The 24,745-nt window shown below is 70.1% G+C and carries 27 protein-coding genes; 18 read left to right on the plus strand and 9 right to left on the minus strand.

From position 1 onward, the window contains the following. Window positions 1–27 precede the first annotated feature (27 nt). The 4 genes from ABIA36_RS15550 to ABIA36_RS15565 all read left to right on the plus strand — a co-directional run bounded on the left by ABIA36_RS15550 (window position 28) and on the right by ABIA36_RS15565 (window position 3,181). The gene (locus tag ABIA36_RS15550) at window positions 28–1,095 is read left to right on the plus strand and encodes a hypothetical protein (RefSeq protein WP_369963439.1); all 1,068 of its coding nucleotides are present in this window, start codon (window positions 28–30) and stop codon (window positions 1,093–1,095) included. Window positions 1,096–1,278: 183 nt separating this feature from the next. Beyond that, on the plus strand, window positions 1,279–1,701 hold the full coding sequence (locus ABIA36_RS15555; protein ID WP_369963440.1) for a VOC family protein: 423 nt from the start codon (window positions 1,279–1,281) through the stop codon (window positions 1,699–1,701). A 19-nt stretch (window positions 1,702–1,720) separates the two neighbouring features. Continuing rightward, a complete protein-coding gene (locus ABIA36_RS15560) occupies window positions 1,721–2,248 on the plus strand; it encodes a universal stress protein (protein WP_369963441.1) in 528 nt (175 codons plus the stop codon). An 87-nt stretch (window positions 2,249–2,335) separates the two neighbouring features. Beyond that, window positions 2,336–3,181, plus strand: coding sequence for a class II glutamine amidotransferase (locus ABIA36_RS15565; RefSeq protein WP_369963442.1), 846 nt, complete (start codon window positions 2,336–2,338; stop codon window positions 3,179–3,181). 53 nt (window positions 3,182–3,234) lie between these two features. Here the strand turns inward: ABIA36_RS15565 and ABIA36_RS15570 are convergent, their stop codons facing one another. Then, entirely contained in the window at window positions 3,235–7,944 is a 4,710-nt protein-coding gene (locus tag ABIA36_RS15570) for a beta strand repeat-containing protein (protein ID WP_369963443.1), read from the minus strand. A 178-nt stretch (window positions 7,945–8,122) separates the two neighbouring features. Here ABIA36_RS15570 and ABIA36_RS15575 point away from each other — a divergent pair, with 178 nt between their 5' ends. The 9 genes from ABIA36_RS15575 to ABIA36_RS15615 all read left to right on the plus strand — a co-directional run bounded on the left by ABIA36_RS15575 (window position 8,123) and on the right by ABIA36_RS15615 (window position 12,409). Further along, on the plus strand, window positions 8,123–8,482 hold the full coding sequence (locus tag ABIA36_RS15575; RefSeq protein ID WP_369963444.1) for an ArsR/SmtB family transcription factor: 360 nt from the start codon (window positions 8,123–8,125) through the stop codon (window positions 8,480–8,482). A gap of 3 nt (window positions 8,483–8,485) precedes the next feature. Next, complete coding sequence (locus ABIA36_RS15580) at window positions 8,486–8,977, plus strand: SRPBCC family protein (RefSeq protein WP_369963445.1); 492 nt, start codon at window positions 8,486–8,488, stop codon at window positions 8,975–8,977. Window positions 8,978–8,993: 16 nt separating this feature from the next. Further along, entirely contained in the window at window positions 8,994–9,614 is a 621-nt protein-coding gene (locus ABIA36_RS15585; protein WP_369963446.1) for a dihydrofolate reductase family protein, read from the plus strand. After that, window positions 9,611–10,009, plus strand: coding sequence for a DUF1801 domain-containing protein (locus ABIA36_RS15590; RefSeq protein ID WP_369963447.1), 399 nt, complete (start codon window positions 9,611–9,613; stop codon window positions 10,007–10,009). The genes ABIA36_RS15585 and ABIA36_RS15590 overlap by 4 nt, the downstream gene beginning before the upstream one ends. 149 nt (window positions 10,010–10,158) lie before the next feature. Then, the gene (locus ABIA36_RS15595; protein WP_369963448.1) at window positions 10,159–10,593 is read left to right on the plus strand and encodes a DUF6325 family protein; all 435 of its coding nucleotides are present in this window, start codon (window positions 10,159–10,161) and stop codon (window positions 10,591–10,593) included. Then, on the plus strand, window positions 10,590–10,871 hold the full coding sequence (locus tag ABIA36_RS15600) for an SHOCT domain-containing protein (RefSeq protein WP_369963449.1): 282 nt from the start codon (window positions 10,590–10,592) through the stop codon (window positions 10,869–10,871). The genes ABIA36_RS15595 and ABIA36_RS15600 overlap by 4 nt, the downstream gene beginning before the upstream one ends. Before the next feature lie 64 nt (window positions 10,872–10,935). Further along, window positions 10,936–11,304 (plus strand): ArsR/SmtB family transcription factor, encoded by a 369-nt coding sequence (locus tag ABIA36_RS15605; RefSeq protein WP_369963450.1) that lies wholly within the window; start codon window positions 10,936–10,938, stop codon window positions 11,302–11,304. After that, a complete protein-coding gene (locus ABIA36_RS15610; RefSeq protein WP_369963451.1) occupies window positions 11,301–11,747 on the plus strand; it encodes an SRPBCC domain-containing protein in 447 nt (148 codons plus the stop codon). The genes ABIA36_RS15605 and ABIA36_RS15610 overlap by 4 nt, the downstream gene beginning before the upstream one ends. A gap of 98 nt (window positions 11,748–11,845) precedes the next feature. Continuing rightward, window positions 11,846–12,409, plus strand: coding sequence for a dihydrofolate reductase family protein (locus ABIA36_RS15615; protein ID WP_369963452.1), 564 nt, complete (start codon window positions 11,846–11,848; stop codon window positions 12,407–12,409). 87 nt (window positions 12,410–12,496) lie between these two features. On the opposite strand, the gene ABIA36_RS15620 is transcribed toward ABIA36_RS15615, so the two are convergent. Next, window positions 12,497–13,105 (minus strand): LPXTG cell wall anchor domain-containing protein, encoded by a 609-nt coding sequence (locus ABIA36_RS15620; protein WP_369963453.1) that lies wholly within the window; start codon window positions 13,103–13,105, stop codon window positions 12,497–12,499. Between the two features lie 84 nt (window positions 13,106–13,189). Beyond that, on the minus strand, window positions 13,190–14,824 hold the full coding sequence (locus ABIA36_RS15625) for a hypothetical protein (protein WP_369963454.1): 1,635 nt from the start codon (window positions 14,822–14,824) through the stop codon (window positions 13,190–13,192). A 190-nt stretch (window positions 14,825–15,014) separates the two neighbouring features. On the opposite strand from ABIA36_RS15625, the gene ABIA36_RS15630 reads away from it, so the two are divergent. Further along, entirely contained in the window at window positions 15,015–15,566 is a 552-nt protein-coding gene (locus tag ABIA36_RS15630; RefSeq protein ID WP_369963455.1) for a hypothetical protein, read from the plus strand. Window positions 15,567–15,759: 193 nt separating this feature from the next. On the opposite strand, the gene ABIA36_RS15635 is transcribed toward ABIA36_RS15630, so the two are convergent. Both ABIA36_RS15635 and ABIA36_RS15640 read right to left on the minus strand, forming a co-directional pair. Next, window positions 15,760–16,572 carry an aldo/keto reductase gene (locus ABIA36_RS15635; protein WP_369963456.1) on the minus strand — a complete coding sequence of 271 codons (813 nt, stop codon included), beginning with the start codon at window positions 16,570–16,572 and terminating at the stop codon, window positions 15,760–15,762. Window positions 16,573–16,760: 188 nt separating this feature from the next. Then, window positions 16,761–17,276, minus strand: a complete 516-nt coding sequence (locus ABIA36_RS15640; protein WP_369963457.1) for a DUF1003 domain-containing protein — start codon at window positions 17,274–17,276, stop codon at window positions 16,761–16,763. A gap of 89 nt (window positions 17,277–17,365) precedes the next feature. Here ABIA36_RS15640 and ABIA36_RS15645 point away from each other — a divergent pair, with 89 nt between their 5' ends. Next, window positions 17,366–18,655: an MFS transporter gene (locus ABIA36_RS15645; protein ID WP_369963458.1), complete on the plus strand. Its 1,290-nt coding sequence runs from the start codon at window positions 17,366–17,368 to the stop codon at window positions 18,653–18,655. A gap of 5 nt (window positions 18,656–18,660) precedes the next feature. After that, window positions 18,661–19,392 carry a flavodoxin family protein gene (locus ABIA36_RS15650; protein WP_369963459.1) on the plus strand — a complete coding sequence of 244 codons (732 nt, stop codon included), beginning with the start codon at window positions 18,661–18,663 and terminating at the stop codon, window positions 19,390–19,392. Between the two features lie 13 nt (window positions 19,393–19,405). Here the strand turns inward: ABIA36_RS15650 and ABIA36_RS15655 are convergent, their stop codons facing one another. Further along, on the minus strand, window positions 19,406–19,918 hold the full coding sequence (locus ABIA36_RS15655; RefSeq protein WP_369963460.1) for a hypothetical protein: 513 nt from the start codon (window positions 19,916–19,918) through the stop codon (window positions 19,406–19,408). 54 nt (window positions 19,919–19,972) lie between these two features. Here ABIA36_RS15655 and ABIA36_RS15660 point away from each other — a divergent pair, with 54 nt between their 5' ends. After that, the gene (locus ABIA36_RS15660; protein WP_369963461.1) at window positions 19,973–20,134 is read left to right on the plus strand and encodes a hypothetical protein; all 162 of its coding nucleotides are present in this window, start codon (window positions 19,973–19,975) and stop codon (window positions 20,132–20,134) included. A gap of 9 nt (window positions 20,135–20,143) precedes the next feature. Next, the gene (locus ABIA36_RS15665) at window positions 20,144–20,773 is read left to right on the plus strand and encodes a septum formation family protein (protein ID WP_369963462.1); all 630 of its coding nucleotides are present in this window, start codon (window positions 20,144–20,146) and stop codon (window positions 20,771–20,773) included. 75 nt (window positions 20,774–20,848) lie between these two features. Here ABIA36_RS15665 and ABIA36_RS15670 read toward each other — a convergent pair whose 3' ends face one another. From ABIA36_RS15670 to ABIA36_RS15680, 3 genes are all read right to left on the minus strand, one after another. Further along, window positions 20,849–21,835 (minus strand): S8 family serine peptidase, encoded by a 987-nt coding sequence (locus tag ABIA36_RS15670; protein WP_369963463.1) that lies wholly within the window; start codon window positions 21,833–21,835, stop codon window positions 20,849–20,851. Then, window positions 21,835–22,080, minus strand: coding sequence for a hypothetical protein (locus ABIA36_RS15675; RefSeq protein ID WP_369963464.1), 246 nt, complete (start codon window positions 22,078–22,080; stop codon window positions 21,835–21,837). Before ABIA36_RS15675 ends, ABIA36_RS15670 begins: the two co-directional genes overlap by 1 nt. A 106-nt stretch (window positions 22,081–22,186) precedes the next feature. Next, window positions 22,187–24,580: an ATP-binding cassette domain-containing protein gene (locus ABIA36_RS15680; RefSeq protein ID WP_369963465.1), complete on the minus strand. Its 2,394-nt coding sequence runs from the start codon at window positions 24,578–24,580 to the stop codon at window positions 22,187–22,189. Window positions 24,581–24,745 lie beyond the last annotated feature (165 nt).

Raw genomic sequence — 24,745 nt, forward strand, 5'->3', positions numbered from 1 at the left:
CCGTTGCGGGGTGAAGTGGAGGGTGACGTGACCGAGAACGTCGCGCAGTGGTGGGCGCGCCGGCAGTGGTCCAAGGGCGCCCCCGTCCCGTACGCCGTCGGCACCTACCGCGCCGACTGGCAGCGCTACCCGACCGTGGTGCGCCAGTTCCATCCCGAGCTGAACGCCGGGATCGTGCTCAGCCAGATCCCGCCCGCCGCCGACGTCTACGTGCAGTGGGAGTGCGACGCCGGTCACCGGTTCATCGCGACGCCGGAGGAGCAGCGCGCGCGCCCGGGCGGCACCCGCCGGCGCTCCGCGTGGTGCCCGTGGTGCAGCGAGGAGGCCGTCCCGCGCCGCGTCCGCATGCCGGAGCCCGACGCCGGGCTGCACGTCTGCGGTCACGCGCGCGACCTGCGCCGCATCGAGAACGACCCGGACGACGACCGCTGCTACCTCTGCCGGCGACTGGACCGCACCACGATGACGCGGGAGGAGCTGATCGCGCTGGCGGCCCCCGGCTCGCGCGTCGCCCTGTCGCACGAGAACGGCACAGCAACGCGCTACTCATGGCAGTGCGCGAACGGGCACCCCGCCTACTCCGCCACCGTCGAGCGCATCCTCGGCGGTCGCCGCTGCCCGGTGTGCAGGAACGCCCGGCGCGGGGCGGACCGCGTACCGGTCGGGGAGGCCTTCCTCAGCGAGCTGGCGCCGCGCCCGGCGTCGGCGGCCGAGCCGGAGCTGAAGCGCCGCCTGGCCGCGAGGCTCGCGCTCGATCTGAGCCTGAACGCCGTGCGAGTGGCGCGGCCGTTCTACAACCAGCTCGAGGTCTGGCCGGACATCATCCTCCCGGAGCTGCGCGTCGCCGTCGAATACGACACCATCGGCCGGCACGGGCTGGAGCACGTCGGCCCCCGCGAGGCGTCCGACCGCCGCAAGGACCGCCTCCTGCGCGCGGCCGGCTGGGAGGTCGTGCGGGTGCGCTGCGCGCCGCTCACGCCGATCGGCCCCCACGACGTCGTCGCGTCCGGGGTGACGGACGCGGTGGTCGACCGCATCCTGGCGGCACTGGGAGAGATCCGCGGCGAACTGTTCGTCGCCGCGTACCTGAACTGACCGTCCTGCTCAACCGTCCTGCTCGACCGTCCCGGCTCGACCGCCCCTGCTCGACCGTCCCGGCTCGACCGCCCCTGCTCGACCGTCTCGGCCCGACCGTCCCGGCCGACCTTCCCACCCGCGCGGCCCACTGGCTACCCTGGGCGGTGAGCCGCGCACCACGCGCGCACGAAGGAGACCTCGATGCCGTCGATCCTGAACCCGTACCTCAACTTCCGCACCCAGGCCCGCGAGGCGATGGAGTTCTACCAGTCCGTCTTCGGCGGCAGCGTCCAGCAGAGCACGTTCGCCGAGTACGGCATGAACCAAGACCCGGCCGACGCGGACCTGATCATGCACGCGCAGCTCACCAGCGACGCGGGCTTCACCCTCATGGCCGCCGACGTGCCCTCCCACATGGAGCTCAAGGAGGGCTCGCAGATCTCGATCTCGCTGAGCGGCGACGACGAGGCCCAGCTCTCCGGCTACTACGACAAGCTGGTCGACGGCGGCACGGTACTGGAGCCGCTCGCGAAGGCGCCGTGGGGCGACAGCTTCGGGATGCTGGTCGACCGGTTCGGCGTGCAGTGGCTGGTCAACATCGCGGGCGCAGCGCCGACGGCCTGATCCGGCCGGAGGGAGTCCGATGACCGAGCGGCCGGGGAGCGGCCCGGTGATCGTCGGCGTGCACCCGCGGCAGGCCGCCGCCGTGACGAGGGAGGCCGCGCGCCTCGCGGTCGCGCTGGGCCGCGACCTGGTCTGCGCCTATGTGACCGAGGACAGCTACCTCACCGAGTGGGACCGCGCGGAGCTGCGCGACGCGGCGTCACTGCACCCCGGCGACGTTGCAGCCGACGACGAACGCGTCGCGCTCGAGTTGGCGGCCGCGATCGGGGCCGCGCTCGACGACCGGCCGGGCGCGCCGCAACCGAACTGGAGGCTGCGCATCCTCGCGGGTGACCCCGCCAAGGCGCTCGGCCGGCTCGCCGGTGAGTTGGACGCCCGCCTCGTCGTGGTCGGCACGCGCGGGCGCGGCGTCGAGCGCGCGCTGGAGGAATGGCTCGGCGGCGCCGTCGCCGCGCACCTCGCGCACGAGGGGTCCCGGCCGGTGCTGGTCGTCCCGGTGCGCCACGGGACCGGAGACGTGCTCGCGCCACCGCCTTCGGAGTCCTGAGAGTCGCCCGTCGCCCATTCCCGGGGCGGAGAGTCCGGCGTTATGGTGCTCCCGGGTCGAGTCGGTCGGCCCGGGAGGGAAGACGTCATGTGCCGTTGGCTCGCCTACTCGGGGGAGGCGCTCAAACCCGCCGAACTCATCCTCGACGCGCAGCACTCGCTGGTCGCGCAGTCGCTCAACTCGCCGCTGGGCGCCGAGACCGTGAACGGCGACGGGTTCGGTTTCGGCTGGTATCCCGAGGGCTCCGTGGCGGGGAGCAAGCCCGCCCTGTTCCACTCCACTGAGCCGGCGTGGAACGACGAGAACCTGCGCGAGCTCACCAATTCGATCGCCAGCCCGCTGTTCTTCGGGCACGTGCGGGCGGCGGCCGGGCCGCCCATCCAGCAGACGAACTGCCACCCTTTCCGGTACGAGAACTGGCTGTTCATGCACAACGGGTTCCTCGGCGGGTTCACAGAGATGAAGCGGGACCTGACGTTCTCGGTCGACCCGTCGCTGTACCCGCTCATCCACGGCACCACGGACTCCGAGGTCATGTTCTACCTGGCCTTGACCCTCGGCTTGCAGGACGACCCGATCAGAGCGATGACGAAGACCGTCCAGCGAATCGAGGAGGTGGGGGAGGCGAAGGGCGTCCGCTTCCCGATGCAGGGGACGATCGCGATCTCCGACGGCGCCACGCTGTGGGCGTTCCGCCACTCCACTTCGGGTCGCAGCCGGAGCCTGTTCCACTCGGTGGCCATCCCTGAGTTGCGCGAGATGTATCCCGACGCCGCCCGTCTCGAGATCTTCGGGGACAAGGCGAAGGTCGTGGTGTCCGAGCCGCTCAACGACCTCCCCGGCGCGTTCCTGGAGGTGGAGGAGTCCACAGTCGCGATCCTCACGGACGACGGCTACCACCACGAACCGTTCATGGCACGCGCCGACGCCTGACCAGCACGAAGGCGGGGACGACCATAGTCGTCCCCGCCTTCGTCACCTCTCGGTCAGGCCCGGCGCCGCCGCACGATGAGGAACCCGATCGCGCCTCCGCCGAGGGCGAGGAGGATCGCGCCGAACCAGACGAGCGTGCCCACGTCCAGTCCCGTCGAGGCGAGGCCGCCGAGCGCGGCGCGGGCCGTCGACGGCGGGGAGGAAACCCGCCCGGAGCCGGATTCGCCGTCCGCGACGGCCGTGTTGGTCACGGTCCCCGCCCGGTGGTCAGCCTCGGTGAGCGTGTAGGTCGCCGTGCAGACGATCGATGCCCCCGGCGCGAGCGCGGCCGCCCCGTCCGGGCAGCCGATGCCCGGGAAGCCGCCCGTGCCCGTGAAGTCGCCCTCGGCGATGGTGACGCCGGTGACCGTCACGTTCCCGGTGTTCGTCACCGTGAAGCGATAGTCGATCGTGGACGCGTTCACCGTGGCGCTCTTCACCAGGCCGAGCGCGGGCGCGCTGTCGTGCGGCAGCGAGACCGTGGACGGCGCGCTCTCCGCCGGGTCGCCGCCGGCGGGCGGCACTCCGCTGGCCGTCGCCGTGTTCGTGATGCTGCCGGCGTCGGCGTCCGCCTGGGTGACCGTGTAGGTCGCCGTGCAGACGAGCTGCGCGTCCGGGACCAGGGAGGCCGGGGCGCCCGGGCAGTCCGGCACCGGCGCGGGGCCGCTGCCCGTGAAGTCGGAGTCGGCCACCTGGACGTCGTCGAGGGTCACGTTGCCGGTGTTGGTCACCACGAAGCTGTACGTGATCACCGCCCCCGGCACGAACGACGCGGCGTCGCTCGGGGTCGCCGACTTGACGATCGTCAGCGCCGGCGCGGCCGGCGCGTCGAACGAGCTCCCGGCCGGCCCGAACGTCATCGGCACCCCCGGTGCGGACGGGATCGCACCCTGCACGGTCGCCGTGTTGTCGACGGTCCCCGCATCCACGTCCGCCTGGGTAGCGACGTAGGTCGCCGTGCAGGTCACGGTGTCGCCGGGGGCCAGGACGATCGGCGCCGCCGGGCACTGCACGGCCGGCGCGACTCCGGTGCCGGTGAACGTCCCTTCGATCACCTCCACGTCGGACATGGTCACGTTGCCGGTGTTCGTCACCACGAAGCTGTAGGTCACCGTCTGACCCGCCCGCGTGATGGTGGCCGGGTCGGCGGTCTTGGTGATGGTCAGATCCGGCGACGCGGTAGCGCTGAAGGTCGTGGACGACGGCGAGGAGTCCACCGCTGCGCCGCCGCCGATCGGCGTGCCGCTCGCGGTCGCCGTGTTGGTCACCGTTCCCGCGTCGACGTCGGCCTGGGTCGGCGTGTACGACGCCGTGCAGGTGACGGTCGCGCCCGGGGCGAGCGACGCCGCGCCGGCCGGGCAGCTCGGCGCCGGCGTGCCGCCGCTGCCGGTGAAGTCGCCTTCGGCCACGGAGACGCCGGTCAGCGTCACGTTACCGGTGTTCGTCACCAGGTAGGAGTAGGTGATCGGCTGCCCGGCCGCGGTGATCGCGGTCGGATCGACCGTCTTCTCCATCGTCAGCGCCGGCGCCGGGTCGGCGGTGATGTCGACCTCCGACGGCGGAGCGGTGACGGTGGCGCCGCCCGGTGTCTGGAGCGTCGCCACGGCGCTGTTGGTGATCCCGCCCTTGTCGATGTCGGCCTGCGTCGTGACGTAGTCGGCCGTGCAGGTCACCGACTCGCCGGGCGCCAGGGCCGTGACCCCGGCCGGGCACACCGGGTCGAGCACGGCGAACCCGCTGAACCGGGCCTCCACGACCTGGGGGCTCTGCAGCGTCACGTTCCCGGTGTTGGTGACGACGAACTCGTAGGTGACCGTCTGGCCTGCGGCCGTCACGGTCCGGATGGACGCGGTCTTCTGCAGCGTCACGGCGGGGTCCGGCGCGATCGGCACCACCGTCTGAGAGTCGTTGGAGGTGACACCGGCGCCGCTTCCCGTCGTGCCCGTCGCCGTGGCGGTGTTGTCGATGCCGCCGGCGTTCGCGTCCGCCAGCGTGACGGTGTACGTCGCCGTGCAGGTCACGGTCGCGCCGGGCGCGAGGGAGGCCGCGCTGCCCGGGCAGCTCGGCGCAGGCGCCGGGCCGGAGCCGGAGAACGAGCCCTCCGCGATCCCGATGCCGTTCACCGTCGTGTCGCCGGTGTTGGTCACCGCGAACGAGTAGGAGATCGTGTCGCCCGCGGCCGTCGCGTGCAGGGGGGTCGCGGTCTTCACCAGGGTGAGCGCCGGGTTCTCGGCGACCGCGACGGTCGCCGTGGACGGCGCGCTCGTCACCGGGGCGCCCGCGGAGGCCGGCGGGGTGCCGGTCGCGGTGGCGGTGTTCACGAGCTGGGGCTGGTCGGCGTCCGTCTGGGTCAGCGTGTAGCTGGCGGTGCAGACCATCCGGGCGCCGGGGAGCATCGTGGCCGCCTCCGCGGGACAGCTGACGGCGGGTGTCCCGCCGGTGCCCGAGAACGCCGTCTCGTCGACGGTGACGTCCTTCAGGGTCACGTTGCCGCTGTTGGTGACGGCGAACTGGTAGCTCACCACGTCGCCCTGCGCCGCGACCGTCGCGGGCGTCGCGCTCTTCTCGACGGTGATGGCCGGCGCCGGGTTGCCCGGGGCGCTGATCGTGTCGGGCGCCGAACTCACGGCCGGACCGGTCGGCGGGGTGCCGTGCGCGGTCGCCGTGTTCGTCACGTCGCCCTGGTCGATGTCGGCCTGCGTCAGCGTGTACGTCGCCGTGCAGGTCACCTGGCCGCCGGGCGCGATCGGCGCGCCGGGCGGGCAGACCGGGTTCACCGCGCCTCCCGTGCCGGTGAAGCCCTGCTCGTCGATGCCGACGTTCGTCAGCGTGACGTTGCCCGCGTTGGTGGCGACGAACGAGTAGGTCAGCTCCTGGCCCACGACGAACGACGCGGCGTCGTCGGGCGAGGCCGACTTCTCCAGCGTGATCGCGGGCGCGGCGGCCGAGGTAACCGTGGCCGATGAGCTGGGGGAGTCGACGGTGCCGCTCTCGGGGTCGGTCGCCGTCGCGTGCGCGGTGTTCGTCACCGACCCGCTGTCCACATCCGCCTGGGTCAGCGTGTAGCTCGCGGTGCAGACCGTGGAGGTGCCCGGGGCGAGCGACGTCACCGGGCAGACCGGCGCCGGACCGGTCCCGCTGCCGGAGAATGCGCTCTCCACGATCGCGAGCGCGTGGACATCCACGTTGCCCGTGTTGGTCACGCTGTAGTCGTAGGTCACCGCGGTCCCGGCCGTCGCCGCCGTCGTCGGCGTGACGGTCTTGCTGAGCGCCAGCGCGGCGTCCGCCGCCTCGAGCGTGGTCGTGGTCGCGGAGGTGTTGGAACGGATGATGGTGGGGCTGCCGAGCGGGTTGCCCTGCGCCGTCGCGGTGTTCGTGAAGGCGCCGGATGCCACGTCCGCGGCCGTGATCGTGTAGAGCGCGTTCGCCGTGCAGCGCGTAGAGGCTCCGGGAGCGAGCGTGGTCGCCGGGCAGGTCACCGCGCCGACGGCGGGGTCGTTCACGACGAGGTTCTCGACCGAGAGCTGCCCCGTGTTCGTGACCGTGAAGGAGTAGGGGATGGTGTCGCCCGCGTCGCGGACGCCGTTCCCGTTGACGTCGTTCACGGGGCCGGCCTCCTTCTGCAGCAGGAGGTTCCCGTTGAGGGCGGTGTTGGTGATGGTGCAGTCCACCAGGTCGCCGATCGCGAGCGCGACATCGGCGGACGGCCCCGCCGCCCCCGACGGCAGCGCGGGATCGGCGGAGCCGTTCCTGGTGCACGACCAGGACTGGGCGTACGACCCGATGGGCGAGGGGCCGGTCGCGGTCTCCGCGAGCGTGAACGGGGAGGTGGTGGCGGCGCCGATGGTCTCGACTTCGCCGGTGGTGGCGGTGGTCGCGGTCCCGGTGTTCGCGCCGGCGAGCTGGATGCCGCCGGGGGCGGTGACGCTGAGCCCGAACGCGTCGGTGGGGCTGACCCGGCTGGCCACGTTCTTGGACAGGACGACCTTCGACAGCAGGATGCCGAACGCGACGCCCTGACGCCGGCTCGTGTTCATCGTGATAGAGGCGGCGGCCGGAGCGTCGGCCGCGAGCATCGCCGTGCCGGTCCTGGTGACGCTCTGGTTGCTGGAGCACGTCACCGAGTTCGTGCCGATCCCGGTGAACCCGGCTTCGCACGCGTTGCCCAGCGGCGCGATCTGTCGCAGCGGCTGATTCGCCTGGAACTGCAGTGCTTCGCCCTGGTCGGTGGACTCGGCGTCCGCCATGACGATCGAGAACGCGTTGACGGGGTTGCCGTCGGCGTCCCTGACCGTGATGCCGCTCATCGTGACGGTCGAGTTCCCGCCCGTGGTGCCCGCCTGGTACAGCGCGGGCAGTCCCGCCACACCCCGGTACCCGCCGTTGTTGCGGCCGAGGTAGGCGCCCGAGTACGTGGGGAACGCGGCGGGGACCACCGCGCGGCCGAGCGCGGTGACCGTGTATTCGAGCGTGTAGCCGCCGGGCAGCGTGACCTTCAGCTGCTGGCCCCCTGGGCTGGTGGCGGCCGCCGGGTCGTAGCCGCTCTGGTCGAGCCAGCAGAGGGTGCGCGCGTAGGTCCCGGTGCCGGCGTCCGCGTAGGAGCACTGCTGGTCGGTGGGCGCGGCCGCCGCGCCCTGCGAGAACACGATCACCCCGGCCACCGCCAGAAGCGCGCTGACCAGCGCCGCCACCACCTTCGAACGTCTGCGTGTGAAGAACTTCATCGATACCCTCCGCGGCCGTGAAATGTCAGCCGAAAGTACCGGATACGGCTTGGTGCGCCGTGGCCTCCGGCCACGTCGTTCCGCGGCGATCGGTTCCATCTTCCGTTCAGCGGAAGGCAGGTTTAACGACGGTCTTCACCCTGTGCATACGCACCCATATGGGTATATGATCGGGCGCATGGCACGGGCTGCGACGACCTCGGACGTCTTCAACGCGATCGCGGAGCCGCGCCGCCGCGACATCCTGATGCTGCTGCGCTCCGGCGACCGGCCGGTGAACGAGGTGGCCGCCGCGCTCGGGATGCCCCAGCCCGGCGCCTCCAAGCACCTGCGGGTGCTCAAGGAGGTCGGGCTCGTGCAGGACCGCCGGGCGGGCAAGCAGCGGGTCTACGGCCTCGACGCGAGCGGCCTGCGGACGGTCCACGAGTGGACGGGCGGCTTCGAGCAGTTCTGGAACGAGAGCTTCGCCCGGCTGGACGCGTACGTGCAGGAGCTGAAAGCCGAGCGAGCAGTGCGGCCAGAGGGAGCAGGGGAGTAGCCAGTGCGGGAACCGGAAGCAGTGGGGTCGTCGACCGCCGATCGCGAGATCGTCGTCTCGCGCGTGATCGACGCGCCGCCCGAGCTGGTGTTCGAGGCGTTCACGGAGGTGCGGCACCTGTCGCGGTGGTGGGGCCCGGAGGGGTTCAGCACGACCACCCGGTCCTTCGACTTCCGCGTCGGGGGCGAGTGGGCCTTCAGCATGCGCGGGCCGGACGGCACGGTGCATTCCGAGTGGATCACCTGGACCGCCATCGTGCCTCCCGAGCGCATCGAACTGCTCCACGGCGAGCGCCGCGACGACCCCGACACGTTCACGTCGGTGCTGACCTTCACGCCGGAGGGCGCGGCGACGCGCATCGAGCTGCGGACGGTGTTCCCGACCGCGGCGCTGCGAGACCAAGCGGTCGAACGCTCCCACGCCACCGAGGGCGGTAAGCAGACTCTGGCCAAGCTGGCCGGCTACGTCGAGACCACGATGAAGGAGCCACGATGAAGGAGAAGGAGAACTGATGGCAGGGAAGGTGTTCTTCAGCGTCTCGATGTCGCTGGACGGGTTCATGGCGCCGGACTCCCCGGAGGAGTTGATGGGCAAGCAGTGGATGGAGCTGCAGCACTGGGTGTTCCCGACCCGGTTCTTCCGCCAGAACCTGGGCCTCGGCGCCGGCGGCGAGGAGGGCCTGGACAACGACATCGCCCGCCGCACCTTCGAGCGCACCGGCGCCAGCGTGATGGGCAAGCGGATGTTCGAGGCCGGCGAGCACTCCTGGCCGGAGGATGCGCCGTTCCACACCGACGTGTTCGTGGTGACCCATGAGCGCCGCGACCCGTGGCCGCGCCTCGGCGGGACCACCTTCCACTTCGTCGACGACCTCCGGGTCGCGCTCGACCGGGCACGCGAGGCCGCGGGGGAGCGCGACGTCCGGATCGCCGGTGGTGGGGCGACGATCGTGGAGTACCTGAACGCGGGCCTGGTCGACGAGTTCTCGATCGCGCTCTCACCCGTGCTGTTCGGGAAGGGCATCCGGCTGTTCGAGTCCGTCGACGACTCCCGCATCAAGCTGGAGCAGACCGGCTCCGAGGCGTCCCCGCGCGCGACGCACCTCACCTACACGGTGCACGAACGCTCATGACCGGCCGCGCCAGCCCCGCGAAGGCCGCCGTCGGCGACAAGCCGGTCTTCGCCTACATCGCGAGCCTCCCCGAGGCCCAGCGCACGATCGCGGAGGCCGTCGACGCCCTGGCCGCCCGGACATTGCCTGGCCTGACCCGCTCGATCAAGTGGGGGATGTCGTATTACGGCGTCGGCGACGGCTGGTGCTTCTGCTGCGGCGCCTTCGACGACCACGTGAAGCTGATGTTCGTCAACGGCGTGACGCTCGACCCCGTGCCGCCGGTGACGCCCGTGGCGATGGGCAAGGCCACCCGCGGGGTGGAGCTCGCGACGCTCGCGGACCTCGACGAGCGCCAGGTCGCGGACTGGATGCGGCAGATCACGTCCCGCCCGGGCGTCGGTCGGAGAGGGTGAGCGCGCCGCCCCCTCCGCCGGGCAGCGGATGGCCGGCCCGGTGAAACTTCCGCGGCGACAGCGCTTCGCCCGGCCCTCCGGTCGCGGTACTCGTCCCAACCGCCGCTAGCGTGGCCCCCTGCCGTGCCCTCTCCAGAGAAAGGACCGACATGGCCAACGACGCTTTCGCCGGACCCGTGGACTATCTCGTGTTCGCCTTCCCCGACGACGCCTGCGTCAACGCGGGCCTCGCCGCGGTGCTGCAGCGGGTCGACGTGGGGATTATCGAGATCCTCGACCTCGAGCTGATCCACGTGGACGACACGGGAACGCCGCTGCGGAGCCCGCTCGACCAGCTTCCCGGTCTCGACAGCCTCGCCGGCTTCGAGGGCGCCTACTCGGGCATCCTCGACACGGAGGACGTCCAGCGGGTCGCCGAGGCCTTGGATCCCGGCGCGTTCGCCATCGCACTCGTCTACGAGGACCGCTCATTGGCTCCGGCGGCCGACGCCTGGATCGCGGCGGGCGGCGCCGAACTGTTCGCCGGGGGAGTCGACATCATCGACCTCGCCAACTCCCTGGACGTGAAAGGAACCGACCGATGAGCCTCCTCCGCACCGCCGCGCGCGCCTCCGTCGCCACGCGCGTCATCGGCAGCACCCACAGACGCCAGCAGCAGCGCTGGGCGGCGCAAGACGCCACGGCGGGCGCGGGCGCGGGCGCCGTGACGCCGGTCAGCGAGACGCCGACCGCCGCTCCGACACCGCTCGGTTCGGCCCCCTCGGTGCTCGACCAGCTCGCACAGCTCGGTGAGTTGCGCGCGGCCGGCGTGCTGACGGACGCGGAGTTCGAGGCGCAGAAGGCGCGGATCCTGAGCGCTTAGGCCCACCGGTGCTACCCTGCTACGGAACCGATCGGTTCAATACGGTGCCTGCGGGAGGTTGGCCGTGGTCAAGACGGTGGTGGACGATCCGTTGAGCCGGACCTTCGCGGCCCTGGCGGATCCGACGCGGCGGGCGATCCTCGCGCGGCTCGCGCAGGGCTCGGCGACCGTCGGCGATCTCGCAGCGCCGTTCGACATGAGCTTCGCGGCGGTGTCCAAGCACCTGCGGGTCCTGGAGGGCGCCGGCCTGGTCGCGCGCGGCCGCGAGGCGCAGTATCGCCCGGCCATGCTCGATGCGCGTCCGCTGGTGGCGGCTTCCGCGTGGATCGAGGACTATCACCGGTTCTGGGAGGCCGGATTCGACGCGCTCGACGACCTCCTCGCCGCGAAGGGCGCCGAGCAGAACGACGTGGACCGGAAGGACGCCGAGTGACCGGGTTCACCGCGGACGGGATCGTGATCGATCGAGAGTTCGCGGCGCCGCCGGCCGCCGTGTTCGCCGCGTGGACGACGCCGGAGTCGTTCGCCCGCTGGTTCGGCGGTCTCGACGTCCAGGTGCCGCTCGACGGGCTCGACTACCGCGCGGTGGAGGGCCGGTCCTGGTCGGCGATGATGGTGCTGCCGGACGGCACCACCATCCAGTGGGCGGGCGAGTTCCTGGAGGTCGACCCTCCGACGCGTCTGGTGATGACCCTCACCGACCGTCCAGACGTCGCCGAGCGCGCCGTCCTGACGGTGGACCTGACCCCGTCCCCGGTGGGCACGCGGCTGCGCCTGACCCAGCAGACCCCCGGCTTCTCGGACGAGCAGCGCCAGGGCACTATCGCCGGCTGGATGACCTTCCTCGACGTCCTCGGCGAGCTCGCGGAGGCCTGACGGGCGCCCAATATCAGTATTGAACTTGTTAGTTCAGAACTGCTAGGTTGAATACATCAGCGCAGCACCCCGCCGCAATCCGCACCGAGAGGATTCCCATGCGCGACCTCATCATCTCCGCCTTCGTCTCCGCCGACGGCGTCGCCGAGGCTCCGGGAGGCGACGCGAGCTACCGCAACGCCGGCTGGACCTTCAACAGTGTCGAGTTCGACCCGGCCGCCTACGAGCTGAAGGGCCGCGAGCAGGGGGAGGCGACCGCGGTCCTGCTCGGCCGGAAGAGCTATGAGCTCTTCGCCCCGGTCTGGCCGACGATGGAGGAGTTCGCCGGCTACAACGCGATGCCGCGCTACGTCGTCTCCACGACCCTCGAGCACGACGACGAACGCTGGCCCGCCACCATCCTGCGCTCGCTGGACGACGTGGTCACCCTGAAGGCGACCGAGGGCGGCCCGATCATCGTCCATGGCAGCACGGCGCTCGGCCACGCGCTCGCCGACGCCGGGCTGGTCGACCGTTACCACGTGCTCGTCTTCCCTGTGCTGCTGGGCGACGGGGAGCGCCTGTTCAGCACCTCAGAGCACGGCATCGAGAAGCTGACCGTGGTGGAGACGGAGACGTACGGGAACGGGGTGCAGAAGGTCGTGTACGACGTGGTCCACTGACGGGAGCGGTCCGCTGTGCGGCCCGGGAGTACCGCCCACCTTGTCGGCAGGGGCGGTGCTCCCGGACTCAGCGACGACGCTGCCCGGTCACCCCGTCTGCGTCGCCCTGCGTCGCCCGCGCATCGTCCAGGTCAGGGCGCTGCCGATCAGAACGGCCAGAGCGCCGGCGGCGCTGAGTGCAGCGGGGGAGGAGGAGCCGGTGTCGGCCAGCTCGCCAGCGACCGCGATGCTCACCGATCCCGATGGGGCGGCACTGCCGGAAGGCGTATCGGATGAGGTGGTCGGCGTGTCGGTCGCGTCGGACGTGGTGGTCGGTGGCGTCGTGTCCACGCGGCCGGTCCAGGTTGCCGTCGTCACGTTTCCCGAGGCGTCCGTCGCGGTGACGGTGAGGGTGTGTTGTCCGTCGGGGATCGTGATCGGTCCGGTGACGGGGTTCGGGGCGGCTCCGTCGAGCGAGGCGACCACGGTCGGTCCGGGCGTGTAGTCGTCGCTGGCCGCGATGGAGACGATCACGGGTGTCGTGTACCAGCCGGACAAGCTCGGCGCAGCGGGTACCGAGGTCAGCGTCAGCGTGGGTGGTGTGGTGTCCGCCGGCGGGTAGTCGGGCAGGTAGACCGCGGTCGCCGACGAGGCGGTCGCGCCTTGGTCGTTGACGATGTTCGTGATCTGGCCGGCGCCGCCGAGGCGCACGGTCACCGAGTGGTGGAATTGGACATTCGCGGAGCGTGGAGCCCGGATCGCACTGTCGAGGACGATGGACTGTCCGACGTTGAAGTACGCTTAGACCCCGAGGCCGTAGGCGTGGTGGGTGACGACGTCGTCTGCTACGCGGTAGGACGCGTATCCGTTGCTCGCGCCGTCCATCCACGAGGCCTGGTCCGGCACATCGTAGGGTTCTTCGCTCTGGTAGAAGATCGTGGTGCCGCCCTCACCGTTCCAGAGCACCTGCTCCTTCTGGTAATGCTCGACGGCGAGCCCGAGGGCGACGACGTCATCGCCGTTGACGACGACACCGTAGTCGGCGGTGTTCTGGGTCCAGCCCACGCCGTTTCCGTGGTCGGCGCGCCACGCCCAGATGTCGTCGAGGAGCACATCGTTGCTGTCGACTTCGAGACTCGTGGTCGCGCTGCCGGGGACGGCGCCGCCGACACGGAAGAACACGTCGCTCAGCCACGTCGGATCAGCGGAGTGGCCGGCCCGCTGGGCCGCAGTCGCGCCGGCGTCGCCGACCTGGATGAGGTTCGCGGACGGCGTGGTGCCGGCGTCCACGAGGATGCCGCTGATGCTCACTCCGTCGACGTCGGAGACCTGGATGGCCGAGGCGCCGTTCTGCGGGCGGAGCGTCGCGAATCCCATCCCGTAGACGACCGTGTCCGGCCTGGTGACGTGGAGGCTGTGGTCGAGGTCGTAGATGCCCGGCGTGAGAACGAGGTGCTTGCCGGCTGCGAGCTGGGCGTCGATGCTGTCGGCGGTGTCGCTCGGCTTGGCGATGTAGAAGTCGGAGAGCGGAAGCGAGACCCCGTTGCCTTGGGTCCAGTCGACGCCGGAGGTGTTGTGGGCCACTCCCGGAACGAAGACGCGATAGGAACCCGTCGCATCGATGTAGAGGTACGGCTTCTCCCGGGTCACGGGCGTCTGAGGCAGCGTCGTGAAGTTCGTCTTGGGCGGTGTGCCGGTCGCGGGGGAGTCGGCCGGGGCGCCGGTCACGCCAGAGAAGACCATGTTCCAGACGGAGCCGGACCACGTTCCCAGGTCGCTGTCCCTGGAGTACCACTGCTGCTGCGACCCGGAGCTGGTCTTGGCGTTGACACCGTTCACGCCGGTCACCCGGGTGTTCGCGAGGAAACCGCCGCTGGAGTATCCGCCGTAGGTCGGGAAGAGCTGGAGGTTGCCCTGGACATCCACCCGGCGCAGGGGAGCGGCCTGCGAGACGGCCCAGTGCAGTGCTCGGCTGGTGTCGTTGTTCTTCCCGGGCGCGAGCGGCTTGATCGAGAGGTTTTCGAGCGAGCGCCAGAAGTTCGTGGTGGCGTTGTCGCTGGTCGGACCGGAGAGCTGACCTTCCGCTTGCAGCCCGCCGACGATGTTCACGTCATCGGGTGAAGCCCCGAGGCCGGCGATCGAGGTGTAGTAGCCGACCTGGGCGTTCAGGCCGCCGGTGGCGACGGACGACTGCCCGTAGGTTCCCGGCGTGAAAAGCACCGCATGGCGGTTGTCGCTGAACTGCGCTTCCTGGTTGATCGAGTTGAGCGCGGCTGCGATCGTCGCGTCGCTCATCGACGGGTCGGCGATGAAGACATTCGGCCCGAAGTCCGGATTCGTGTTCTGGTCGGCGACGGCGGGCGTGGCGGCGAGGAGGGCTGCAGCGAACGCTGCGCCCGTCGCAACGGCCGCACCGCGGATGATTCTGCGAGTCACGGTTCTCCTTCGAGCTGATTCTGAGAAACACCAAATCATGCGGCAGGCGTGCTGGACAAACATTTGCCATCTTTTGCCACGAATGTCACCCCTCGGCCAAGAACAATAGCCACAAGGTGTTGGAATGCCAGATTGTGACATCGACACATCTTGGACTCATGTCAATAAGTTACAGGCTATAATGCACAGCATGAGCGCAGCGCAATCCGGCAGAAATCGTGAGATGAAACACCGTCGAGGCATCCCAGTCGGCGTCGCGCTGCTATCGGTGCTGACAGTGACCGCATGTGTCTCCTCGGCGGCCTCCCATAACGTGTCATCTCCTTCGTCGACCACGTCACCGAATAGCAAGAGCGAGTCCATTCACACACCCGAGGTGTCCTCGGCGGCACCCGCGCCGCAAGACCCTTCGTCGGACTCATCCACGAACACCGCCATCGCTGACGCGAAAACCAAGATGACGCAGGCCTGCGTCATCACCAATGCTGCACTTGCCAACCCCGACTTCTCACAGCGGACGACGCAAGAACAATGGGCAAGCGATCTCGGTCGCGACGCCGCTGAGCAGGACCCCCAGTGGACAACGATGGCGTCCCAGCTGCAGACCTTCCACGATCTCTCCGCCAAAGAAATCGCGAACAACGGATTACCCCCCACGGAGAAAGACACGCAGATTCACACCGCTTACGCCATCCGCGACGCGTGCATCGCGGCCGGAACGAACGTCGTCATACCCGACTAGTCAGGGGCCATAGGTCCCTGTAGTTCGATGAGTCCTGGATTTCCGGGCTTTCTACGGGGTCGAGGGACGGCCACCGTGCAGATTCTGACAAGTCGCTCGACAAAAGCTGACATAATGTGCATTATCAGCGATAGATAACCGGAAGGAGACGCGCGTTCGCGACCGCGACATCCCATCCCGCACCGGCCGTCGATCAGAGTACTTCCAGCGGCACCTTTCGAGGCGGGCGGGGAAACAGGCGGTCGAGACCGGCCAGCTCGAGGGGCGTGAACGTCACGTCCATGGCGGCTCGGTTCTCGAGGACGTGTTCACGCGTCGACGCCTTGGCCACGGCGAAGACGTCGGGATGGCGCAGCACCCAGGCGATGGCGATCTGGGCAGAGGTGAGGTCCTTGGCCTCCGCCAGCGAGGCGAGGAACGGGGTGCGTAGCAGGCTGCCGTGGCCGATCGGTGAGTACGACATCAGCGGGATGCCTGCCTCCCGGCACCACGGGAGCAAGTCGATCTCGGGCCCGCGGGTTTCGAGGTTGTAGAGCACCTGGTCGGTGGCGACCTGGTCGCCGCCCGGCACGGCGACGAGCTCGTCCATGTCCTCGGTGTCGAAGTTGCTGACGCCCCACGAGCGGATGAGTCCCTCTCGGAGCAGATCCTCGAATCCCTCGACCGTCTCGCGCAGGGGATGGCGCCCCCGCCAGTGCAGCAGGTAGAGGTCGAGGTGGTCGGTGCCCAGCCGGCGGAGACTCGCCCGGCACGACTCCCCCATCCGTCGGCGGTCGGCGTTGGTCGGCAGCACCTTGCTGATCAGGTAGACGTCGTCGCGGCGGCCCGCGATGGCTTCGCCGACCAGGAGCTCGGATGCGCCATCGCCGTACATCTCGGCGGTGTCGATGGTGGTGAGGCCGACGTCGATGCCGGTTCGCAGCGCATCCCGTTCGCTATCGTGGCGTGACGGATGCTCGCCCAGGTACCACGTGCCCTGGCCGAGGCCGGATCGGGTCGTTTCCATGGGCGTGCTCAGTCGTCGTCCGGGTCGAGATCGAGTCCCATGTGACTCTCCCCTACGCGTCGGGACGCCGCGACTTCCGGATTTCCGGAAGCGTCAGCATCGACGGTACGCCTGCCGCGGCGGCTCTGCCATACGAGCTTCTCGTCGGGACCGCCCGATCGACCGCGTCGCGAAACCGACGACCCGCGCTACCGGGGCGCGCCCGCCGCGCCGGCCGCCGCCGTCCCGCTCTCGGGCATCCGCGCGTGGATTTCCTCCGTGAGTCTGTGGATCGTGCGCGTGAGTTCGGTGTTCTCCTCGAGCAGCTTCTGCTGGGCGATGTAGTCGTGGTCCGCCTTCGCTTGCTGGAAGGCGGCCTGGCGGTTCTGGCCGATCATGACGAACGTCGACAGGAAGATCGCCTCGAGCGAGACGATGAGGGTCAGGGTCGGCCACGGGCTCTTCTCGAAGACGAGCATCCACACGGCGAAGAGCGCGATGTGCAGGTAGACGAACATCATCGACCCGGCGAATGCCGTGATCGCGTCGGCGATGCGGAGCTGGACGCTGGAGGCGCGGCGCTCGGCCTCGGCGAGCACCGCGGGATGGAGCCGCTCGTGCGGGGCGTTGGCGAGCAGGCGGCTGGGCCGGATGAAGGGGCGCCGGTGCTCGGGTGCAGGGGCGGTGGCGGTGGATGCTCCGGTAGGTGTAGACGGCTGTGACATCGCTCTGCTCCAGGCTCGCGGCGGGTCCGTCCCGCCGATGAGGTGAGCGTACTGCCCGGCTACGACGGGCGCCGGAATAGGCTGGCCGTGTGGACGACGACGCCGACCCTGTGCCCGCTGTCGCCGCTCGCGCCCCCGAGATCCTCCGCCACCGCGCGTTCGCACTGTTCTGGAGCGCCAGCACGGTCCGCGCCTTCGGCAGCGCGATCTCCGGTGTCGCCTTCAGCGTCCTGATCGTCTCCGTCCTGCACGCGTCCGCCGCGCAGATCAGCGTCCTGAGCGCGCTGAGCGTCGTCCCGTACCTCTTCCTCGGGCTGCTCGTCGGAGCGCTCATGGATCGTCGGCGACGTCAGCGAACGCTCGTCCTCACGAGCATCGGGCGCGCGATCGCCTTGGCGGCCATCCCCGTGCTGATCCTCACCGGCACGCTCAGCTTCTGGTCGGTCGCGATCATCACGCTCGCGCTCGGCGTCCTGGTCCTGTTCGCGGACTCGGCCGCTCAGCCGCTGCTCCCCCGGCTCGTTCCCCGAGAATCCCTCATCCTGGCGAACGCGCGCCTCGGGCAGAGCGAGACGGTGGCCGGGACGGCCGGGCCGGCGCTCGGCGGCGCGCTGCTGACCCTGCTCGGGGCGCCGCTGCTGTTCGCGTTCGACGCGATCCTCACCGCGGTCTCCGCCGTGCTCCAGTCGCGGATCCGCGTCGACGAGCCGCGGTTCGGCCCGCGCGCTCCCGGCCGTCACATCGGTCACGACATCGCCGACGGGATGCGCTACACCTACCGGCACCGCACGCTGCGCCCGCTGGCGCTCTCCATCCACACCTGGTTCCTCGGAAACAGCATCGTGACGACGGTGTTCGCGGTCTTCGTCCTCCGTCAGCTCCGGCTCCAGCCCTGGGAGTTCGGCGTCGCCCTCGCGTTCGGCGGCCTCGGTGGCTTCCTGGGCGCGCTCGTCGCCCCGCGGCTCGGTGAACGGCTCGGGGCCGGACGCGCGATCTTCCTCGCCCGCGCGCTCGTGGTCGTGCCGTGGCTCGCCCTCGCGGTCGTGCCGACGGGCACGGGCGGCGGGGCCGCGCTCGTGACGCTCGTGGCGGCCGCCCAGTTCCTCTACTGCCTGGCGATGGGCGTGGAGGACCCGAACGACACCGGCTACCGGCAGTCCGTCGCGCCCGACGCCATCCAGGGGCGGATGAACTCGACCATCCGCACCGTCAATCGCGTCGTCTTCTTCGTCGGCGCCCTCCTGGCGGGGCTGCTCGCGACGTTCCTCGGCTACCGCGTCACCCTCGGGATCGGCGCCGCGATCTTCGCCGTCGCGGCGCTCATCGTGCTGTTCTCACCGCTGTTCGTCGCGCGGCACGGCGACGCGGATGTAGCGTGACCCCCATGAGCCCCTCGGGAACCGACTTCAGCGATCTGCGCGCGCTCTTCATCAACACCACCCTCACCCGCTCCCCCGGCCGCAGCCACACCCAGTCGCTGATCGACGTGAGCGCGTCGATCATGTCGGCCCAGGGAGTGCAGGTCGACCAGTTCCGCGCCGTCGACCACCCGATCGCCACGGGCGTCTACCCCGACATGCGCGAGTACGGCTGGGAGGTGGACGCCTGGCCGGAGCTGTTCCCGCGGGTGCTCGCCGCCGACATCCTCGTGATCGCCGGTCCCATCTGGCTCGGCGACAACAGCAGCGAGACCAAGAAGATCATCGAGCGGCTCTACGCGCACTCCGGCGAGCTCAACGAGAAAGGCCAGTGGCTCTACTACGGCCGCACCGGCGGCTGCCTCATCACCGGCAACGAGGACGGCATCAAGCACTGCGCCTCCAACGTCCTCTACAGCCTGCAGCACATCGGCTACTCCATCCCGCCGCAGGCGGACGCCGGCTGGATCGGGGAGGCCGGACCCGGACCCAGCTACGGGGACGACGCCGGCGACGGCCGCCGCGTCGGGTTCGACAACGACTTCACCAACCGGAACACGACCTTCCTGACTTGGAACCTGCTGCACCTGGCCCGGCTGCTGAAGGACGCCGGCGGCTTCCCCGACTACGGCAACCAGCGCCGGGAGTGGGACGCCGGGACCCGGTTCGACTTCCCGAACCCCGAGTACCGGTCCTGAGCCGGAACGCCCCTCAGCGCGACGGGAGCGCGAACGCGAAGCGGTCCTCGGACGTGTACCGGTACTCGTCGTCGCAGCGGTAGCCGCGCAGCCACTGCACCCCGTCGACCACGCGCAGGTAGAAGCCCTTCGGGAACTCGACGTCGTCCCTCAGCGGCGCGCTCGCCACCTTGATCGCGCCCGCCGGCGACCGTCCCGCCGACAGCACCGAGTCGGGCGCGTTCGCCTGCGACCGCATCGCGAGCCGGAGGTACGGGCCGGTGTCCGGCGGGCACAGCGAGAGTCCGAGCTCCCGCGCCGCGGCGAAGACCTCCGGGAGGGTCCCGCCGTCGCCGAGGCCCAACTCGTCCAGGTCGCGCTCGACGACGGACAGCTCCACCGGATCCCGCAGGTCGAAGACCGGGTGGTCGAGCAGGGTCTCGGCGTACGTGTTGAGCTGGACGCCACGTGACTCCAGCGCCTCCCGGAGGCCGCTGCGGGTGGCCCCGCCCACCGTCAGACGCAGGTTCAGCTCGGCTCGCTCCATCCCACCAGGCTAGTCACCCGCGTCACGACCGCGCGCCGCAGCGGTCTCCTTGGTATGACCACCCTCGACACCCGCGCCTCGGACACCACGAGCTTCTGCCCGCGCTGTCACGGCCGCACCGCCCACCCCGCCATCGTCACCGTCGACCGGAGCCCGCGGTTCACGCTCGTGTGCGCGTTCTGCGGCACGACCCGCGATCTCAACAGCCGACCGTAGGATGAGGCGGTGAGAGACCGCCGACCGCCCCGCAGCCCGGACGGTCTGTCGCGCCGCGGCTGGCTCATCCTCGTCGGCGCGACCGGCGCCGCAGCGCTCGCCCTCCTCACCGTCGCAGCCGTCGCCCTCGGCGTTCCCGCGAGCCACGCGCGCGTCGACCTGACCGCCTCCAGCGCGGCCGCTCCCCCGCACACGCCGGACCCGGGTCCCACACCGCTCGGACTACCTCCGCGCGCGACGCCCACGCCACCCGTCGCCACGGTCCCCGAGCAGCCGGTCGCCGGCATCCCCACCGGCGCGTGCCTCCAGGTCTTCCCTTCGCCGCGGGAGAACGCCTACCCCGTCGTCGACTGCGCGTCACCGCACATCGCCCAGGTGCTCTCGAAAGGCACCCTCCCCCAGTCCCCCGGCACGCCGTTCCCCGGCGCGCAGGCGCTGAACGCCCAGGTCGGCGACCTGTGCACCGCGCCCGGCCTGCTGGACTGGAACTGGGTCGCGGTCTGGAACGAGGACGTGCAGGTGCAGCTGCGCTACCCGAACTCCGAGGCGCAATGGGCGTCAGGAGACCGCGTCTACGAGTGCTTCGTGGACACGTACTCGCGCCACGAGCTCACCGGAAGCGCGGTCGCGACCCACTAAGGCCACGAATGGCCCCCGGTCGATCGACACCGAGCCGAGGCTGGCGACGATCGACCGGGGGCCGGACAGCGCTCGCTACGGAGTCGCGTTGAGCGCAGCCTTGACGTTGATGTCTCGCGCGGTCGCAGGCGCACCGTCGACGGGTGCCCCGGTCTTCGCGAGGACATCGGCCAACTGATCGACCGTCGGCTTGGAGCCGAACTTCTCGCGCAGCACGGCGAAGGCGCCGGCCACCTGGGGCGCGGCGAACGACGTTCCCATCGCGTAGAAGGTGCCGGAGCTCTTGTACGGGAGCAGCACGCCGTCCCGCTTCACGTAGTCGCCTTCGCCGACCGGGGCGTACAGGCGCGTGCTCGCCGCGTAGTTGGAGTAGCTGGCCCGCGCGTGCGCCTGAAGGGTCTTGGTGGCGCCGACCGTGATCACATTCTTTCCGCAGTTCCAGGAGCCCACCGAGTCGAGACCGTCGTTACCGGCGGCCATGATGACCGCGATGCCCTTGGCCTTGAGTTTGCCCGCGGCCGCGTCGACCGACTGTCCGATCGCGCTGCACTTTCCGTCGACTCCGATGGGGTTCCCGGAGACGGACAGCGTGACCGCGGCGACCTTTCCGCGGTACAGCTGTTCGGATTCGATCATGTCGATCCAATGGAGGGCATTCGCGACAGAGTCTCCCTGCCAGCCGTAAGAGTCATTCGCGCCGGTCGTCGTGCCGCCGCCGACCTTCACCTGGACCACCTTCGCTCCGACGGCTGCCCCGGCGGTGGAGACCGGAATGTAGTCGTCATTCGGCGCGAGCTCGTACCGCACGCCCGGCTGACCGACCACTGCGCCCGCCGTTGCTGTGCCGTGGAGGTCGTGGCACGGATTACCCGAAGCGTCCACGCAACGCGACGACGGAGCCGAGCTCTTCGGAAGCGCGCTGAACTCGGTCGGACCCTTGTAGAGGTACGGCGTGTTGATCACAGTCGGGGTCTCGCACAGGCTCGACCACCCGTTCGGGTCGGCGCCGTACCCGAAGCAGTACTCGCCCGCGACCTTCGACTTGCCGTTGGCGTCCTTCATCAGCGGGTTGCCGTCGGTGAACGCCCCGTCGATGTCGAATACGATCTGGCCCGTACCGTCAAGGTGTCGCCCGCTGCGTCCGCATAGAAACCGGACTTGTCGGCGCCCAGATTCATGGCGATGTTGGACTTGTTCCAGGACTTGTCGTCCTCGGGTGCTGCGACGGCCGAGACGCCGGCGGTGCACAGGACCACCGGGACGACGGCGGCCGCCCCGAAGAACACTCTGGCGATGGATTTACTCATTGGTGCTTCCTCACTGACACATGTGGCATTCACATGTACCCCACTAACATAGTGGAAGGACCACACCACTCTCCTCCCGCGGGGACGGGGACGCCTCAGCGCCGCATCAGGCGCCCACGTACTCCGCCAGGTGCTGCCCGGTCAGCGTCGAGCGCGCCGCCACCAGGTCCGCCGGTGTGCCCTCGAACACGATGCGGCCGCCGTCGTGGCCGGCGCCGGGGCCGAGGTCGACGATCCAGTCGGCGTGCGCCATCACGGCCTGGTGGTGCTCGATCACGATCACCGACTTCCCCGAGTCGACCAGCCGGTCCAGGAGGCCGAGGAGCTGCTCCACGTCCGCCAGGTGCAGGCCGGTGGTCGGCTCGTCCAGCACGTAGACGCCGCCCTTCTCGGCCATGTGCGTCGCGAGCTTGAGGCGCTGGCGCTCGCCGCCGGACAGCGTGGTCAGCGGCTGGCCGATGGTCAGGTAGCCGAGGCCGACGTCCGCCAGCCGCTGCAGGATGGCGTGGGCGGCCGGGATGCGCGACTCCCCGCCCGCGAAGAACGTCTCGGCGTCCTCCACGGACAGCGCCAGCACCTCGCTGATGTCGAGCCCGCCGAACCGGTACTCCAGCACCGACGCGTCGAAGCGCTTGCCCTCGCAGACCTCGCACACGGTCGAGACGCCCGCCATCACACCGAGGTCGGTGTAGATGACGCCGGCGCCGTTGCAGTTCGGGCAGGCGCCCTCGGAGTTCGCGCTGAACAGCGCGGGCTTCACCCCGTTGGCCTTGGCGAACGCCTTGCGGATCGGCTCCAGCAGGCCGGTGTAGGTGGCAGGGTTGCTCCGTCGCGAACCCCGGATCGCGCCCTGGTCGACGGATACCACGTCCTCGCGCGGCGACACCGAGCCGTGGATCAGCGAACTCTTGCCCGAGCCCGCGACACCCGTGACCACGACCAGAACGCCGAGCGGGATGTCGACGTCCACGTCCTGGAGGTTGTGTTCCGTCGCGCCGCGCACCTCCAGCACCCCCGACGGCGTGCGCACCGACTCCTTGACCCGCGCGCGGTCGTCCAGGTGACGGCCGGTGAGCGTCCCGCTCGCCCGCAGCCCCTCGATGGTCCCCTCGTAGACGATCTCTCCCCCGGCCGTGCCCGCGCGCGGCCCGAGGTCGACCACGTGGTCGGCGATCACGATCATCTCCGGCTTGTGCTCGACCACCAGCACCGTGTTGCCCTTGTCGCGGAGCTGCACCAGCAGCTCGTTCATCCGGCGCATGTCGTGGGGGTGCAGGCCCACGGACGGCTCGTCGAAGACGTAGGTGATGTCAGTGAGCGACGACCCGAGATGGCGGATCATCTTGGTGCGCTGCGCCTCGCCGCCCGACAGCGTTCCGGACGGCCGGTCGAGCGACAGGTAGCCGAGGCCGATGTCCACGAACGAGTCCAGCGTGCCCTGGAGGTTCGCCAGCAGCGGCGCGACGGACGGCTCGTCCAATCCCCGCACCCACGCGGCCAGGTCGGTGAGCTGCATCGCGCACACGTCGGCAATGCTGACGCCGCGGATGAGCGAGGACCGCGCGCCCGCGTTGAGCCGCGTCCCACCGCACTCCGGGCACGGCGCGAAGGTGACGGCGCGCTCCACGAAGGCGCGGATGTGCGGCTGCATCGCGTCGACGTCCTTGGACAGCATCGACTTCTGGACGCGCGGCACCAGGCCCTCGTACGTCAGGTTGATGCCGTTGATCTTGACCTTCACCGGCTCCCTGTAGAGGAAGTCGTGCAGCTCGGTCTCCGAGTAGTCCCGGATCGGCTTGGCCGGGTCGAAGAAGCCGGACTCGCTGAAGATCCGCACCGGCCAGCCGTCGGCCGTGAAGCCGGGCACGGTGATCGCTCCGCCGGACAGCGACTTGGTCTCGTCGTAGAGCTGGGTCAAGTCGATCTCGGAGGCGGTGCCCATCCCCTCGCAACGCGGGCACATGCCGCCGGTCTGCTCGAAGCTGCGCTTCACCGTCCCCTTGCCCTCGATGGCGATCGCCCCGGCGCCGCGCAGGGTCGGGATATTGAAGGAGAAAGCCTGCGGGGAGCCGATGTGCGGCTGCCCGAGCCGGCTGAACAGGATGCGCAGCATGGCGTTGGCGTCGGTGACCGTGCCGACCGTGGACCGCGCGTTCGCGCCCATCCGCTCCTGGTCGACCAGGATGGCCGTCGTCAGGCCCTCGAGCACGTCCACGTCGGGCCGCGCGAGCGACGGCATGAAGCCCTGCACGAACGCGCTGTAGGTCTCGTTGATGAGGCGCTGCGACTCGGCGGCGATGGTCCCGAAGACGAGCGAGCTCTTGCCGGAGCCGGAAACACCGGTGAACACCGTCAGCCGGCGCTTCGGCAGCTCGACACTGACGTCCTTGAGATTGTTCTCACGCGCGCCCCGGACCCGGATGACGTCGTGGCTGTCCGCCCGCGCCGCTCCGTCCGTGCGGTTCGTCGCGCTGGGGGTCGCGCTGGTGGCCGTCGTCATCGCCGTACTCCGTCCGTTCGCTGTCCTCTCCGATTTAACCAGGTGCCGCCGACCAGCTCCCCTCCCCTGCCGCTGCGCCGTCGCAAGAATGGGTCTGATATGCACAGGATATTTTCAGTATTCTGCGCGTAAGCGGCCACCCGACACTGTGGCCGACCGACAGAA

The sequence above is a fragment of the Leifsonia sp. EB34 genome (assembly GCF_041260585.1).
In the GTDB taxonomy this organism is placed as follows: domain Bacteria; phylum Actinomycetota; class Actinomycetes; order Actinomycetales; family Microbacteriaceae; genus Leifsonia.